A 14734-nucleotide genomic window follows, 5' to 3' on the forward strand; every position below is an offset into this window, starting at 1 on the left:
TCCTCGCACCCCCCCTTCCAAGGTTACCCCACAGGACCACCCCAATGCGGGAAATCAAACTCCAAGACCTCAAGTCCAAAACCCCGGCCGAGCTCGTCTCGTTCGCGGAAGAGCACGGGGTCGAGAACGCCAGCACCATGCGCAAGCAGGAGCTGCTGTTCGCCATCCTCAAGCAGCTCGCGCTCGCTGAGACCGACATCGTCGGCGAAGGCGTTGTCGAGGTGCTCTCCGACGGCTTCGGCTTCCTGCGCTCGCCGGATGCCAATTATCTGCCGGGTCCGGACGACATCTACGTCTCGCCGTCGCAGATCCGCCGCTTCGGCCTGCGCACCGGCGACACCATCGAGGGCCATATCCGCAGCCCGAAAGAGGGCGAGCGCTATTTCGCGCTGCTCAAGGTCAACACGCTGAACTTCGAGGACCCGGAAAAGGCCAAGCACAAGGTCAATTTCGACAACCTCACGCCGCTGTTTCCGAATCAGCGTTTCCGCATGGAAATCGACGATCCGACGCGGAAGGATCTCTCCGCGCGTGTGATCGACATCGTAGCGCCCATCGGCAAAGGCCAGCGCGCGCTGATCGTGGCGCCGCCGCGTACGGGTAAAACCGTGCTGATGCAGAACATCGCGCACTCCATCACTGCCAATCATCCGGACTGCTATTTGATCGTGCTGCTGATCGACGAGCGTCCGGAAGAAGTCACGGACATGCAGCGGTCGGTGAAGGGCGAGGTGGTGTCCTCGACCTTCGACGAACCGGCGGTGCGTCACGTCCAGGTCGCCGAGATGGTGATCGAAAAAGCAAAACGCCTGGTCGAGCATGGCCGCGACGTCGTGATCCTGCTCGATTCGATCACGCGTCTGGGCCGCGCCTACAACACCGTGGTGCCGTCATCCGGCAAGGTGCTGACCGGCGGTGTCGACGCCAACGCGTTGCAGCGGCCGAAGCGCTTCTTCGGCGCCGCGCGCAACATCGAGGAGGGCGGCTCGCTGACCATCATCGCGACCGCGCTGGTCGATACCGGCAGCCGCATGGACGAAGTGATCTTCGAAGAGTTCAAGGGCACCGGCAACTCGGAGCTGATCCTCGACCGCAAGGTCTCGGACAAGCGCACCTTCCCGGCGATCGACATCTCGCGCTCCGGCACCCGCAAGGAGGAGCTCATCACCGATCCGCAGGTGCTCAAGAAGATGTACGTACTCCGCCGCATCCTCAACCCGATGGGGACGATGGACGCCATCGACTTCCTGCTCGACAAGCTGCGCTCGACCAAGAGCAACGCCGAGTTCTTCGATTCGATGAACACCTGAGGCTATCTGCAGCGACTTTCGCGGAGGGCGCCTTTCAGGCGCCCTTTTGCGTTTATGCTGCGGCTTTGCTGCGCGATGGTGCAGCAAAATGTGAATCTGGCTTGCTGCGCTCGAGATCAATTAAGATATTGATATAGATAAGTAATCTGATGATTTTGATCGGCTCCGGGCGCTCTGGAATCAAAAACATGCAGCAAAATGCTGCGCGTCATATTGCGACGCAATAGGCGGTATTTGCTGCGCAAGAAACGCGCTGCGGGCGCGCGGAGAGACCTCCAAACGAGATTTGCGTTTTGGCGGGCAGGCGGACAAATAGGCCATGCATCCCCGCGACCAGACCATCTTTGCACTTTCATCGGGCCGGCCGCCGAGCGCGATCGCGATTGTCCGCGTGTCGGGCGCAGAGGCCGGCCAGGTCCTGACGCGACTGGCGGGTGAATTGCCAAAGCCGCGGCTTGCACACCGGGTGCTGCTGCGGGACGCAAACGGCCAGGCGATCGACGATGCCGTGGTGCTCTGGTTTCCGGGGCCCGCGAGCGCGACCGGCGAGGACGTTGCCGAATTCCACGTCCATGGCGGGCGGGCGGTGCTTGCGACGCTGTTCGTAGCAATTTCGGCTATTCAGAACTTGCGGGCGGCCGATCCTGGCGAGTTCACCCGCCGCGCCTTCGAGAACGGCAAGCTCGATCTCACCGAGGCGGAAGGCCTCGACGACCTCATCCACGCCGACACCGACCGGCAGCGTCGCCAGGCGCTGCGGCAATTGCAGGGTCTCTTGGGCGAACGCGCGCGCGACTGGCGCGAGCGAATCATCGAGGCGTCGGCGCTGATCGAGGCCGGCATCGATTTTTCCGACGAGGGCGATGTGTCGTCGGAATTGCTGGCGCCGGCGCGCGCGAAGATCAAGGCGCTGCATGACGAGATCGCAAAAGTGCTTGCAGCACAGGGCAAGGCTGAACGCTTGCGCGACGGCCTCGTGGTCGCGATCGCCGGCCCACCGAACGTCGGCAAGTCGACGCTGATCAATCAGCTCGTGCGGCGCGAGGTCGCGATCGTCTCGCCGCATGCCGGCACGACGCGCGACGTGATCGAGGTGCAGCTCGATCTCGACGGCTATCCCGTGACCGTCATCGACACCGCCGGCATTCGCGAGACCGATGATCCCGTCGAGCAGGAAGGCGTGCGTCGCGCGCGGGCGCGGGCGGCGGACGCCGATCTCGTGCTGTGGCTGGCGGATGCCGATCGCGGCGAGGAGGGCCGGCCGGCCGGAGGCGCGCCGGTCTGGACCGTGCGCAACAAGATCGATCTTGGTCAGGAGACTTTGCAAGAGAGTTTGCAAGAGACCTCCAGCGCGGCCTTGAGGCCGGACGCGAACAAGGCTATGGGGCCTGACCCGCGCGCCAGGATGTTTGCGATCTCGGCGCGACGCGGCGATGGACTGCCCGAGCTGATCACGGCGCTGGTCGGGTTCGCTGCCGAGTTCTTCGGAACGAGTGAGGGCGCGCTGGTCACCCGCGCCCGGCAGCGCGACCTGCTCAGCCAGGCCGCCGGCTCGCTGGAGCGGAGCCTCGCTCTTCTCGGCGAAGGCGAGGAGCTCGCCGCCGAGGAACTTCGCGCCGCCGCTTACGCGCTCGGGCGCCTGCTAGGCCGGGTCGATGTCGAGGACGTCCTCGGCGCCATCTTCCAGAAATTCTGCATCGGAAAGTAGGAATAGTTCTTCATTGTAGAACTATTGCTTGTTCCGGTCCTTCGTTGCTTCACCTGAAACAGAGTGAATTGGTTCCCCGCCGTGTTTCACGTGAAACATCCTTGATACGACGGGATTAAGCCACGCACGCAGTGCGCTCCCTCCCCCGCTTGCGGGGGAGGGTTGGGGAGAGGGTATCTCCGCAATTGAGAACCCCTAAAAGGAGAAAGCCCTCACCCGGCGCTTCGCGCCGACCTCTCCCGCAAGCGGGCGAGGTTAAGCGTGTCCGGGACTCGACCGATCCAAACCTCAACCCATTCCGCTTCAGGTTGGGGTTACCCCGGTACTTTGCATGGGGTTGTTTTGCGGAAAATGCCTCTGCCCCGGCGCGCACGTGTTTCACGTGAAACAACCCTCCCACCCAGTTTCTACTTCCGGCTTCTTCGTCGCTGAGCTAGAAGTTCGCCCATGCGGACAGAGCGAGAGAGCTTCGACGTCATCGTGATTGGCGGCGGCCATGCCGGCTGTGAAGCCGCGGCTGCGGCTGCTCGGATGGGCGCGACGACCGCTCTGGTGACGCACCGTTTCTCGACCATCGGCGCGATGTCCTGCAATCCCGCCATCGGCGGTCTCGGCAAGGGCCATCTGGTCCGCGAAGTTGATGCGCTCGATGGTCTGATGGGCCGGGTGGCGGACGCCGGCGGCATCCAGTTCCGGATGCTCAATCGCCGTAAGGGTCCGGCCGTCCGCGGCCCGCGGACTCAGGCCGACCGCAAGCTCTATGCGGCCGCGATGCAGGCCGCGATCCGAGAGACTGATGGTCTCAGCGTGACCGAAGGCGAGGCGGACGAGCTGATCGTCTCAGATGGTCGCGTCACCGGGCTCCGTCTGGCTGATGGCCGGACGATCCGGGCAGGGGCCGTCGTGGTCACCACCGGCACCTTTTTGCGCGGCCTGATCCATCTCGGTGAGAAGAACTGGCCGGCCGGCCGCGTCGGTGAGGCGCCGGCAATGGGGCTGTCGAAGTCTTTTGAGCAGGCCGGCTTCACGCTGGGCCGGCTCAAGACCGGCACGCCGCCGCGTCTCGACGGCACGACGATCGACTGGTCAGCGGTGGAGATGCAGCCCGGTGACGATCCGCCGGAGCCGTTCTCGGTCATGACGGAGCGGATCACGACCCCGCAGATCCAGTGCGGCATCACCCGGACCACGGCCGCGACCCATGAGGTGATCCGGGCCAACGTCCATCGCTCGCCGATGTACTCTGGGCAGATCAAGAGCACCGGACCGCGCTATTGCCCGTCGATCGAGGACAAGATCGTCCGCTTCGGCGATCGGGACGGCCACCAGATCTTCCTGGAGCCGGAAGGGCTCGACGATACGACCGTCTATCCCAACGGCATCTCGACCTCGCTGCCGGAGGAGGTCCAGCTCGCGATCCTCGCCACCATTCCAGGCCTCGAGCGGGTCAGGATGGTCCGGCCGGGCTACGCCATCGAATACGACCACGTCGATCCCCGCGAGCTCGATCCTACCCTCCAGACCAGGCGGGTGCAGGGGCTGTTCCTGGCCGGACAGATCAATGGCACCACGGGATATGAGGAAGCCGCCGCCCAGGGCATCGTTGCCGGTCTGAACGCGGCATTGGCCGCGAGCGGGGCGGCGCTGACGGTATTCGACCGTGCCGACGGCTATCTCGGGGTGATGATCGACGACCTCGTCACCCGCGGCATCTCCGAACCCTATCGGATGTTCACCTCACGCGCCGAATACCGGCTGACGCTGCGGGCGGACAACGCCGACCAGCGCCTGACCGAGAAGGGCATTGCGCTCGGATGCGTCGGCAATGCCCGGACGGCGCACCATCGCGCCAAGATGGCAGCCCTCCAGGCCGCCAAGACGCTGTCAAAGTCCCTGACACTGACGCCGAACGAAGCCGCCAGGCATGGGCTGTCCCTGAACCGGGACGGCCAGCGCCGGTCGGCCTTTGAGCTACTGGCCTATCCGGACGTCGGCTGGAGCCAGGTCCGGGCGATCTGGCCGGAGCTGTCGGCCATTGACCCCGTGATCGCGACCCATCTCGAGATCGACGCCAAGTACGATGTCTATCTCGAGCGCCAGAGCGCGGATGTCGAAGCCTTCCGGCGGGACGAGGGGCTCGTCCTCGCTGATGTCGACTACCAGCTCGTGCCTGGGCTCTCCAATGAGGTGCGGGCCAAGCTGGAGAAGGCGCGGCCTTTCACGGTCGGTCAGGCCGGCCGGATCGACGGCATGACGCCGGCCGCGCTGGGCATCCTCGCCGCCTACTTGCGCCGCGAGGCACGCCGGAAAACCTCCCAGGCGACCGCTTAGAGCACGGAATGTTGGAGCTCATCGCGATCCACCAAGGCGGTGCACTCCCTCTCCCGCTTGCGGGGGAGGGCTGGGGTGGGGGTGTCTCCACGATCGATACTCCCGATGCGGAGAGAGCCCTCACCCGCCGCTTCGCGGCGACCTCTCCCGCAAGCGGGAGAGGTAAGAGCACGCCACGGCTGGATCGTCCTCATCGAAGGCCACTTCGTCCAAGGCGTTTCACGTGAAACAGCGCGGACCGGCCAGGGGCAAATCCTCATCACGGCAAGCTGACTCGGGCGAGGGGGTCCGGAAGCCTGCGTCGTCGCAGAGCGTGGAGGCGCTGGACTCGGTGCTGGCGACAGACAAAACCGCAGCCCTCAGGCTCGCCCCGGTTTCACGTGAAACGGAGGCGCGTCTCGACCGCTATGTCGCGCTGCTTCGGGAGTGGCAGGCCAAGACCAATCTGGTCGCGCCCTCGACGCTGCCGCATCTCTGGACCCGCCACATCGCAGACTCGCTTCAGCTCGTCTCGCTCGCACAATCAGCGAAGCGCTGGGCCGATCTCGGCAGCGGCGGCGGTTTTCCGGGTGTGGTCCTGGCCTGCGTGATGGCGGAGGTGCCGGGCGCCAGCGTCCACCTTGTCGAGCGGATCGCGAAGAAGGCCGCTTTCCTGCGCGAGGCGATCCGCGTCACGGGTTCGCCGGGGGTCGTACATCTCGCTGAGATCGGGGATAATGTGGATAGAATCACTGGCCCGGTCGATTGCGTCACCGCACGCGCACTGGCTCCGCTACATCAACTCATCGGCTTTGCGGAGCCCTTGGTGCGCAACGGTGCAAAAGCGTTGTTTCCCAAGGGTCAAGATGTAGAGGCTGAATTGACCGAAGCCGCTAAATATTGGACTATTCAGCCCAAGCTCCATCAAAGCCGGACGGGCGACGGTTGGATTGTCGAGCTGGACACTATCCAGCGGCGTGGGTGAGGGCCCGCAAAACGGGGTCGAGTGGGGATGTGGCATGACCGTGATTGACGAACCTCAGCAGGAGCAGACCGAGACGGTGCCGCAGGGCCATCCGCGGATCCTGGCGCTCGCGAATCAGAAGGGCGGCGTGGGAAAGACAACCACGGCGATCAACCTCGGAACGGCACTCGCAGCGATTGGTGAGCGTGTCCTGATCGTCGATCTCGATCCGCAAGGCAACGCCTCGACCGGTCTCGGCATCGATCGCCGCAACCGCTCCTGCTCGACCTATGACGTGCTGGTCGGCGAAGCTGCCTTGCGCGAAGCGGTGGTCGCGACCGCGGTGCCGCGGTTGCACATTGCACCCTCGACCATGGACCTCTCCGGCCTCGAGCTCGAACTCGGCCACACGCCCGGCCGCGCATTCAAGCTGCGTGACGCAATCGGCTCGCTCAACAACAACGTCTCGCCGGAGGCCGACTACACCTACGTGCTGATCGACTGCCCGCCCTCGCTCAACCTGCTCACGGTGAACGCGATGGCGGCCTCGGATGCGATCCTGGTGCCGCTGCAATGCGAGTTCTTCGCGCTCGAAGGTCTGTCGCAATTGCTGCAGACGGTCGAGCAGGTGCGCTCGACGCTCAATCCCAATCTGTCGATCCACGGCATCGTGCTGACCATGTTCGACTCGCGCAACAATCTCTCGAACCAGGTCGTCGCCGACGTCCGCCAGTTCATGGGCGAGAAGGTCTACAAGACCATGATCCCGCGCAACGTGCGCATTTCCGAGGCGCCGTCCTACGGCAAGCCGGTGCTGGTCTACGATCTCAAATGCGTCGGCAGCGAAGCTTACTTGCGGCTTGCCACCGAAGTGATCCAGCGCGAGCGCGAGCTGCGCACGACGCATTGATGACGCCGTAGGGTGGGCAAAGCGAAGCGTGCCCACCAAAATCGTTCGCTCGAAAGGTGGTGGGCACGGCGCGAAGACGCGCCTTTGCCCACCCTACGATCGGGAATCTGAAATTCAGTTCTGGAGTGCTGCCAAGTGAATCCAAGGGAGCTGGCGATGGCCGACGAAGCGCGTTCGCGACTGGGCCGGGGTCTTGCGAGTCTGATCGGTGACGTCGGCGGCGAGGCCGCGCATGTCGAGCGGCCGCGCGCGCAGCGCAAGGTGCCGATCGAATTCCTCAAGCCCAATCCGCGCAACCCGCGCCGCACCTTCTCGGAAACCGAGCTCAAGGAGCTCTCTGACTCCATCAAGCAGCACGGTGTGATTCAGCCGATCGTGGTCCGTCCGGTGAAGGGCACGCAGGACCGTTACGAGATCATCGCCGGCGAGCGGCGCTGGCGGGCTTCGCAACTCGCCGGCCTGCACGAGGTGCCGATCGTTCCTGTCGACATCAGCGACAGCGACGCGCTGGAATTCGCGATCATCGAGAACGTGCAGCGCGAAGACCTCAACCCGATGGAAGAGGCGCAGGGCTATCACGCGCTCGCGGGCGAGTTCAAACGCAGCCAGGACGACATCGCAAAAGTCGTCGGCAAGAGCCGCAGCCATGTCGCCAACATGATGCGACTGACGAAGCTGCCGGCGGAGGTGCAGGCCTTCATCGCGACCGGGCAGTTGACCGCCGGTCACGCCCGCGCGCTGATCGGCGTGCCCGATCCGCTCGGCGCTGCCAAGCGCATCGTCGAGGAAGGTCTCAATGTGCGCCAGGCCGAAGCACTCGCGCATGAGGAGGGCGTGCCGGAGCGCAAGCCGCAGAAGGCGCGCGCCGGAGCCAAGGAGAAGGATCCCGATACGGTCGATCTGGAGAGGCGCGTCAGCGACGCGCTCGGGCTCAAGGTCACCGTCAGCCACCGCGATCCCGGCGGCTCCGTCCAGATCAACTACCGCAACCTCGAGCAGCTCGACGAGGTGATGCGACGGCTGGCGAAGGGGGTCGTCTAACCCCGAATCGTCATTCCGGGGCGCGCGCAGCGCGAACCCGGAATCTCGCGCCACAACCACACTCTATCGCCCTCACCCTGAGGAGCCGCGAAGCGGCGTCTCGAAGGGCGAGGGCCACCAGCCGGGCCTTCATCCTTCGAGACGCGCAAGCTCCTCAGGATGAGGGTCTGATATTTCCTCCACAACGTCATTGCGAGCGAAGCGAAGCAATCCAGAGTCCAGCCGCGGAAAGATTCTGGATTGCTTCGCTGCGCTCGCAATGACGCGAGGATAGAGCCGGCGCTCAGCCCCGCCGTTTCGCATTCGCGGCGATCGCCATCAGCGTGCGCTGCGCGATCGCGGCGGCGAGGGACGGCTGCTTGCGGGTGTCGAGCGCGGCGGTTGCGAGCTGCTCGATGACGCCTGCAAGTCGCGCCACGCTGAAATTGCGCAGCGCCGTTTCGACTGCGGGCTTTCGTGAAAAATGCAGTCGCGGAAAGCCACCTTCGAGCACGGCCGAGACCGGCGTGCCTTCGGCGACGGTGAGCGCCGACTTGTGCAGCCACGCCGCCTGGCGCTGCGCGGCTGAGACGATCATGCCGGGATAGGTGCCGGCGATCATCGCCTTGGCGAACTCGCTTTCGACGATGTCGGGGCGGCCGGCGAAGGCGCCGTCGACGATCGGATCGAGCTTCAGCTCGGAGGCGTCCGCGACGACGGCCATCACGTCGTCGAGCGTGATCTCGCCCTTGCCGTGAGCATAGAGCGTCAGCTTGCGCAGCTCGTTGCGCGAGGCCTGGCGGTCGCCGCCGAGGAACGACATCAGCGCGGCGCGCGCATCCTGCGCGATACGCAAATTGGCGATGCGCAGCTCGTCTTCCATCAGCTTGGCGAGATCGCGCTCGGTGTCGGGATAGCAGCCGATCGCAACCGCCGTCCTGGCGCGCTCGCAGGCCTTGCGCAGCGGCGATTCGGGACGGAGCTCGCCGGCCTCGATCACGATGCGGCAGTCCTTCACACTCATCTCGGCCAGCGTGTCGACGCCGCTGGCAAAGCTGCGCGAGCCGGCGCGGACGCGGATGGCGCGGCGGCCGCCGAACAGCGGCACGGTCATGGCTTCGTCGACGAGGCGCGAGGGCTCCGCGGAGAGCTCGTCGCCGTCGAGCTTGACCATCGAGAAGGGGTCGTTGGGATCGTCGACTGCCGATGCAATCAACGCGTCGGCACGCTCGCGCACGAGGCCGGCATCGGGACCGTAGAGCAGGATGATCGGGCGGCCCGCATCGGGACGGGCGAGGAAGGCGTCGATCTCTTTTCCGCGCAGCGCGACCATGGGCCAAATCGTCATTCCGGGGCGCGCAGCGCGCGAACTATGGTGCGCAATTGCGCACCAGAGAATCCAGAGGTTACCGATCGAGATTCCGGGTTCTCGCTGCGCGAGCCCCGGAATGACCGAAATAAATTACGTGCCGGCGGTGAAGAACGCGGCGAGCCGGGTCGAGATGTTCTCGGCGACCTCGTTGGCGGCGCGGTCTTCCGCGTTGCGAACGGCGCGCTGGCGCGAGAATCGCTGGTAGGAGCCCGGGATGTCATAGGACACGCGCGAGAACGTGGTGCCGGTCATCACCGACTGGTTGGTCGCGTTGTCGATCAGATTGTACTGAACGTCGATGCCGTAGTTCTCGCTGGTCGGAAGGCCGGTTGCGGAGCTGACGATCAACGAGGAGCGGCTGGTCGAGAACCGCAGCACCAGGCGGTGGGTCGGCGGCGCGCCGGTGGCGGTGCCATAAAGCTTGAAGGCGAGGGCGTTGCGGACCTCCACCCCGACCCGGGCCTCGCGCGAGGCATAGGCCTTGTCGACGGGGGGGATTTCCACCCCCATCAACTTGTCCCGCAATCCCGGAGTACCGTCGGTATGCTCGGCGTACATCGGCTGGAAGCAGCCGGCCGTCATTGCCGCGAGGGCGGCAACCGCGACGAGGCGGGCAGCGATGCGGATCCTAGCCGACAACATTCACGATCCTCTTGGGGACGATGATCACCTTGCGGACGGGCTTGCCGTCCAGGGCCAGTTTTACCGCATCGAGCGCCAAAACGGCAGCCTCGATTTCCGGATTCTGGGCCACTGTTGCAACCGTGACCTCACCCCGCTTCTTGCCGTTGACCTGGACCACCAGGGTCACGGTGTCTTCAACCAGCAAATCGCGTTCGATTTGCGGCCATTGGGCCTCCGAAACGAAGCCGGTCTGGCCCAGCGCCTGCCAGCATTCCTCGGCCAGATGCGGCATTATCGGGGAAAACAGCTGGACCAGGATGGTCCCGGCCTCCCGGATCGCCCAGCCGAGGTCGTCCGCCGGCTGGCCGGGGCGCTGGAGCACCTCGGACAGGCTATTGGCGAATTCGCGAATATGGGCGAGGCAGACGTTGAAGTGCAGCCGCTCGATTCCGATCGTGACCTTGTCCAGCGCGCCATGGGCGGCCTTGCGCAGGGCGAGCGCATCGGCGCCAAAGCTCGCCGGCCGCGCCGCCGGCGCGCTCCTGGAGGCTTCGGCCGATTCGTTCACCAGCCGCCACAGCCGCTGCACGAAGCGCGAGGCGCCCTGGACGCGCTCGTCGCTCCAGATCACGTCGCGGTCGGGCGGGGAATCCGACAGCATGAACCAGCGCGCGACGTCGGCGCCGTAGGTCTCGATGATGTCGTCGGGGTCGACGGTGTTCTTCTTCGACTTCGACATCTTCTCGATCGCGCCGATCTGGATGTCCTCGCCGGTCGCAAGCAGCGTGGCGCGGCGGCCGTTGCCACCGGTCTCGACCTTCACCTCGACCGGCTGCACATAGGTGCCGTCGGCCTTCTGGTAGGTCTCGTGCACCACCATGCCTTGCGTGAACATGCCGGCGAACGGCTCGTCCAGCGCGATGTGCCCGGTCGCCTTCATCGCGCGGGTGAAGAAGCGGCTGTAGAGCAGATGCAGGATCGCATGCTCGACGCCGCCGATATACTGGTCGACCGGCAGCATCCGGTTGGCGACCGCAGGCGTCGTCGGCGAGGCCTCGTTCCAGGGATCGGTGAAGCGCGCAAAGTACCAGGACGAATCCACGAAGGTGTCCATGGTGTCGGTTTCGCGGTTAGCGCTGCCGCCGCATTTCGGGCAGGTGACGTGCTTCCAGGTCGGATGATGGTCGAGCGCGTTGCCCGGCTTGTCGAACGTCGCATCATCCGGCAGCTTCACCGGCAGGTCCGAATCCGGCACCGGCACGACGTCGCATTTGGGGCAGTGGATCACCGGGATCGGGCAACCCCAATAGCGCTGGCGCGAAATGCCCCAGTCGCGCAGGCGGAAATTCACCTGGCGCTCGCCGACGGGCGCATTGCCGCGCATCTCGTTTTCCAGGCGCTTTGCGATCTCTTCCTTCGCCGCCTCGATCGTCATGCCGTCGAGGAAGCGCGAATTGATCATGCGGCCGTCACCGTCATAGGCGGTGTCGGAGATCACGAACGTCTTCGGATCCTGGCCCTCGGGGCACACCACCGGAATGTTGCCGAGATTGTACTTGTTGACGAAGTCGAGGTCGCGCTGGTCGTGCGCGGGGCAGCCGAAGATCGCACCGGTGCCGTATTCCATCAGCACGAAGTTCGCGACATAGACCGGCAGCTTCCAGGAGGGATCGAACGGATGGACGGCGCGGATGCCGGTGTCAAAGCCCTGCTTCTCGGCGGTGTCGATGATCTCCTGCGCGGTGCCGATCTTCTTGATCTCGGCGATGAACTCCGCGAGCTTCGGATTCTTGGCGGCGGCCGCGATCGCCAGCGGATGATCGGCCGAGATCGCCATGAACTTCGCGCCGAACAGCGTGTCGGGGCGCGTCGTGAAAATCTTCAGCTCGCTCTCGCCGGCAGGCGTCGTTGCCTGATCCAGCGCGAAGCGGACCAACAGGCCCTCGGAGCGGCCGATCCAGTTGCGCTGCATCAGCCGCACCTTGTCCGGCCAGCGGTCCAGCGTATCCAGCGCGCTCAGGAGCTCCTGCGAGTACTTCGTGATCTTGAAGACCCACTGGTTCATTTCCCGCTGTTCAACCACGGCACCCGAACGCCAGCCACGGCCGTCGATCACCTGCTCGTTGGCGAGCACGGTCATGTCGACGGGGTCCCAGTTCACCTTGCGCTTCTCGCGCTCGGCGAGGCCTTCGTGCAGGAAGTCCAAAAACATCTTCTGCTGGTGCTTGTAGTAGGTGGGATCGCAGGTCGCGATCTCGCGGCTCCAGTCCAGCGACAGCCCGATCGAGCGGAGCTGCTTCTTCATCGCGGCGATGTTGTCGTAGGTCCAGGCCTTCGGCGCGACCTTGCGCTCGATAGCGGCGTTCTCCGCCGGCAGGCCGAAGGCGTCCCAGCCCATCGGGTGCAGCACGTTGAAACCCTTGGCGCGCATGAAGCGGGCCAGCACGTCGCCGAGCGTATAGTTCCGGACATGGCCGATATGGATGCGCCCGGACGGGTAGGGGAACATCTCGAGCACATAGTATTTCGGCCGCGAATCGTCGTTTCGGGAGACGAAGATCGCCTTTTCGTCCCAGGCGGCTTGCCAGCGCGGTTCGGAATCGCGGGCGTTATAGCGTTCGGAGGTCATGGAATCGTTGGGTTTCTAAGGTTCGGCCGTCGTAAAGACGGCGGACTAGGCCATAAAAACCGCTGTGGGGTCAACGTCTAAGGGCTTCAAAACGGCCTGAGCGGGGGCTGTTTCAGCCCACCATCGCCATCTCTGCGGCGCCTTCGCTCTCCTGCACCAAACCGTGCTCGACGACGGTGTTGCGGCCGCGATGTTTGGCGGCGTAGAGCGCAGCATCGGCCGCTTCGATCAGATCGCCCGGACGCAAGGCCTCGTCGGGCCGCGCCGCGGCGACGCCGATCGAGACGGTGACGATCATGTGGCTCGAGGTGATGTGCGGCAGGCACAGCCGCAGCACGGCGGCACGCACGTTCTCGCCGATCTCGATGGCGCGCGTGAGGTCCGTGTTCGGCAGCAGGAGACAAAACTCCTCGCCGCCATAGCGCGCGGCAAAGCCCATGGTGTCGGCAGCGATCCCCGACAGCGTCTCGCCGAGCCTGGTCAGGCAGGAATCACCCTCGAGATGGCCATAGGTGTCGTTGAAGAGCTTGAAATGGTCGACGTCGATCATCAGCAGCGACAGGTTGCTGTCGTATTGCTGCGCGCGCATCCATTCGAAATCGAGGCGGCTCTGGAAGCCGCGGCGGTTGGCAAGGCCCGACAGCATGTCGATCGAGGCCATCACCGTCAGCCGGTCGTTGCTCGCGATCAGCTCGCGCTCGCGCTGGCCGAGCTGGGCTGCCATCGCGTTGAAGGCGCGGGCGAGCGGCACGAACTCGGCGGGCAGGCGGTTGCGCGCGGCGCGGGCCGAGAGGTCGCCCTCGCCAAAGCGCTTGGCCATGTCGGCGAGCATCTCGATCGGCTTGATCACGAGTTTTTCAGCCGCGATCAGCGCGCCGAGCAGGACGAAGACGACGACGAAGGCGAGCTGGAGATAGGCGGTGCGGATGTCGCGGCTGACAGCGGCGGACACCTTGTCCTCGTCGATGCTGGCGATCAGGCGCGCATTGGTGCCGGCGATGCGGATGTAGCTGACCGCGCGGTGCGAGCCGTCGACCGCCAAAAAGGACAGCGATCCCTCGTCCTGATCCGAGCGCAGCGCCATGTCGGCGATCGCCGACATCAGCGGCAGATTGTCGAGCGGGCGTCCGACCGCGCTGGACTGATCGGCGGGCGCGGCCAGCACCGTGCCGGCGCTGTCGACCAGCACGGCCGAAATGCCGGAGCGGCCGCCCAGATTGTTCATGATCTTCGACATCCAGTCGAGGTTCACGGTCGCGAGCACGACGGCGTCAGAGGTGCCCGAGAGTGCGGAGACCGGATAGACCGCCATCACGGTCGGCGTCTGCGCGGGCTTTGACAGCAGGAAATCGGAGAGCACGAAGCGGCCGGTCTCCTGCGCCTGCTGGAAATAGGGCCGGTCACTCAAGTCGAGGCCGACATACATGTTGTTGGTCGAGCACTGGATGCGGCCGTCCTGGCCGGCGATCAGCAGCGTGCGGATCCAGGGCAGGCTGGTCGGCAGGCTCGCGCGCAGCACGTCACAGCTCTTGCTGACGCCGCCGGCGGAAGCGCGGATGAAAGCCTCGGATTTCAAAATCGTCTCGACCGACGAAATCACCTCGCGCTGCGCGTCCGCGCTGTGTCTCGCGACGGTGGTGAACTCGGTTGTTGCCTGCGCGATCTGCTTGACGCGCGCGTCCTCGAGCGAGCGGATGCGCTCCAGCATCAAGGGCGCCACCAGAATCACCGCGAGCAACGCAAGCCGGGCCCGGATTCCGAGAACCTGCTTGAGTTTCGCGCGTTTGCGGTTGAGACTGACGTTGGCCATTTGTGCTACCCACCCCGCGCACAACATAGTTCCAAGGGTTCAAGAAGCCTTTCTTGAACTCGGTAAAATTGGAACTA

At 64.9% G+C, this 14734-nt stretch carries 10 protein-coding genes; 6 read left to right on the top strand and 4 right to left on the bottom strand.

What is annotated here, in order from left to right; all coding sequences use genetic code 11:
- Positions 1–44 precede the first annotated feature (44 nt).
- The 6 genes from rho (at position 45) to NLM33_RS30015 (ending at position 8243) form a co-directional block, all read left to right on the top strand.
- Positions 45–1310 (top strand): transcription termination factor Rho, encoded by a 1266-nt coding sequence (rho, locus tag NLM33_RS29990; RefSeq protein ID WP_254101558.1) that lies wholly within the window; start codon positions 45–47, stop codon positions 1308–1310.
- Positions 1311–1629: 319 nt separating this feature from the next.
- Positions 1630–3018: a tRNA uridine-5-carboxymethylaminomethyl(34) synthesis GTPase MnmE gene (mnmE, locus tag NLM33_RS29995; RefSeq protein WP_254101560.1), complete on the top strand. Its 1389-nt coding sequence runs from the start codon at positions 1630–1632 to the stop codon at positions 3016–3018.
- A gap of 447 nt (positions 3019–3465) precedes the next feature.
- Positions 3466–5349 carry a tRNA uridine-5-carboxymethylaminomethyl(34) synthesis enzyme MnmG gene (gene mnmG, locus NLM33_RS30000; RefSeq protein WP_254101562.1) on the top strand — a complete coding sequence of 628 codons (1884 nt, stop codon included), beginning with the start codon at positions 3466–3468 and terminating at the stop codon, positions 5347–5349.
- A 313-nt stretch (positions 5350–5662) separates the two neighbouring features.
- A complete protein-coding gene (gene rsmG, locus NLM33_RS30005) occupies positions 5663–6313 on the top strand; it encodes a 16S rRNA (guanine(527)-N(7))-methyltransferase RsmG (protein WP_254105948.1) in 651 nt (216 codons plus the stop codon).
- A 34-nt stretch (positions 6314–6347) separates the two neighbouring features.
- On the top strand, positions 6348–7202 hold the full coding sequence (locus NLM33_RS30010; protein ID WP_254101564.1) for a ParA family protein: 855 nt from the start codon (positions 6348–6350) through the stop codon (positions 7200–7202).
- A 156-nt stretch (positions 7203–7358) separates the two neighbouring features.
- Positions 7359–8243, top strand: coding sequence for a ParB/RepB/Spo0J family partition protein (locus NLM33_RS30015; RefSeq protein ID WP_254101565.1), 885 nt, complete (start codon positions 7359–7361; stop codon positions 8241–8243).
- Between the two features lie 283 nt (positions 8244–8526).
- On the opposite strand, the gene holA is transcribed toward NLM33_RS30015, so the two are convergent.
- From holA to NLM33_RS30035, 4 genes are all read right to left on the bottom strand, one after another.
- Entirely contained in the window at positions 8527–9555 is a 1029-nt protein-coding gene (holA, locus tag NLM33_RS30020) for a DNA polymerase III subunit delta (protein ID WP_254105951.1), read from the bottom strand.
- 129 nt (positions 9556–9684) lie between these two features.
- Complete coding sequence (gene lptE / locus NLM33_RS30025) at positions 9685–10236, bottom strand: LPS assembly lipoprotein LptE (protein ID WP_254101567.1); 552 nt, start codon at positions 10234–10236, stop codon at positions 9685–9687.
- Entirely contained in the window at positions 10223–12847 is a 2625-nt protein-coding gene (leuS, locus tag NLM33_RS30030; protein ID WP_254101569.1) for a leucine--tRNA ligase, read from the bottom strand. Before leuS ends, lptE begins: the two co-directional genes overlap by 14 nt.
- 112 nt (positions 12848–12959) lie before the next feature.
- Positions 12960–14657, bottom strand: coding sequence for a diguanylate cyclase domain-containing protein (locus NLM33_RS30035; RefSeq protein WP_254101571.1), 1698 nt, complete (start codon positions 14655–14657; stop codon positions 12960–12962).
- Positions 14658–14734 lie beyond the last annotated feature (77 nt).

This window comes from Bradyrhizobium sp. CCGUVB1N3 (assembly GCF_024199925.1).
Taxonomy (GTDB): Bacteria; Pseudomonadota; Alphaproteobacteria; order Rhizobiales; family Xanthobacteraceae; genus Bradyrhizobium.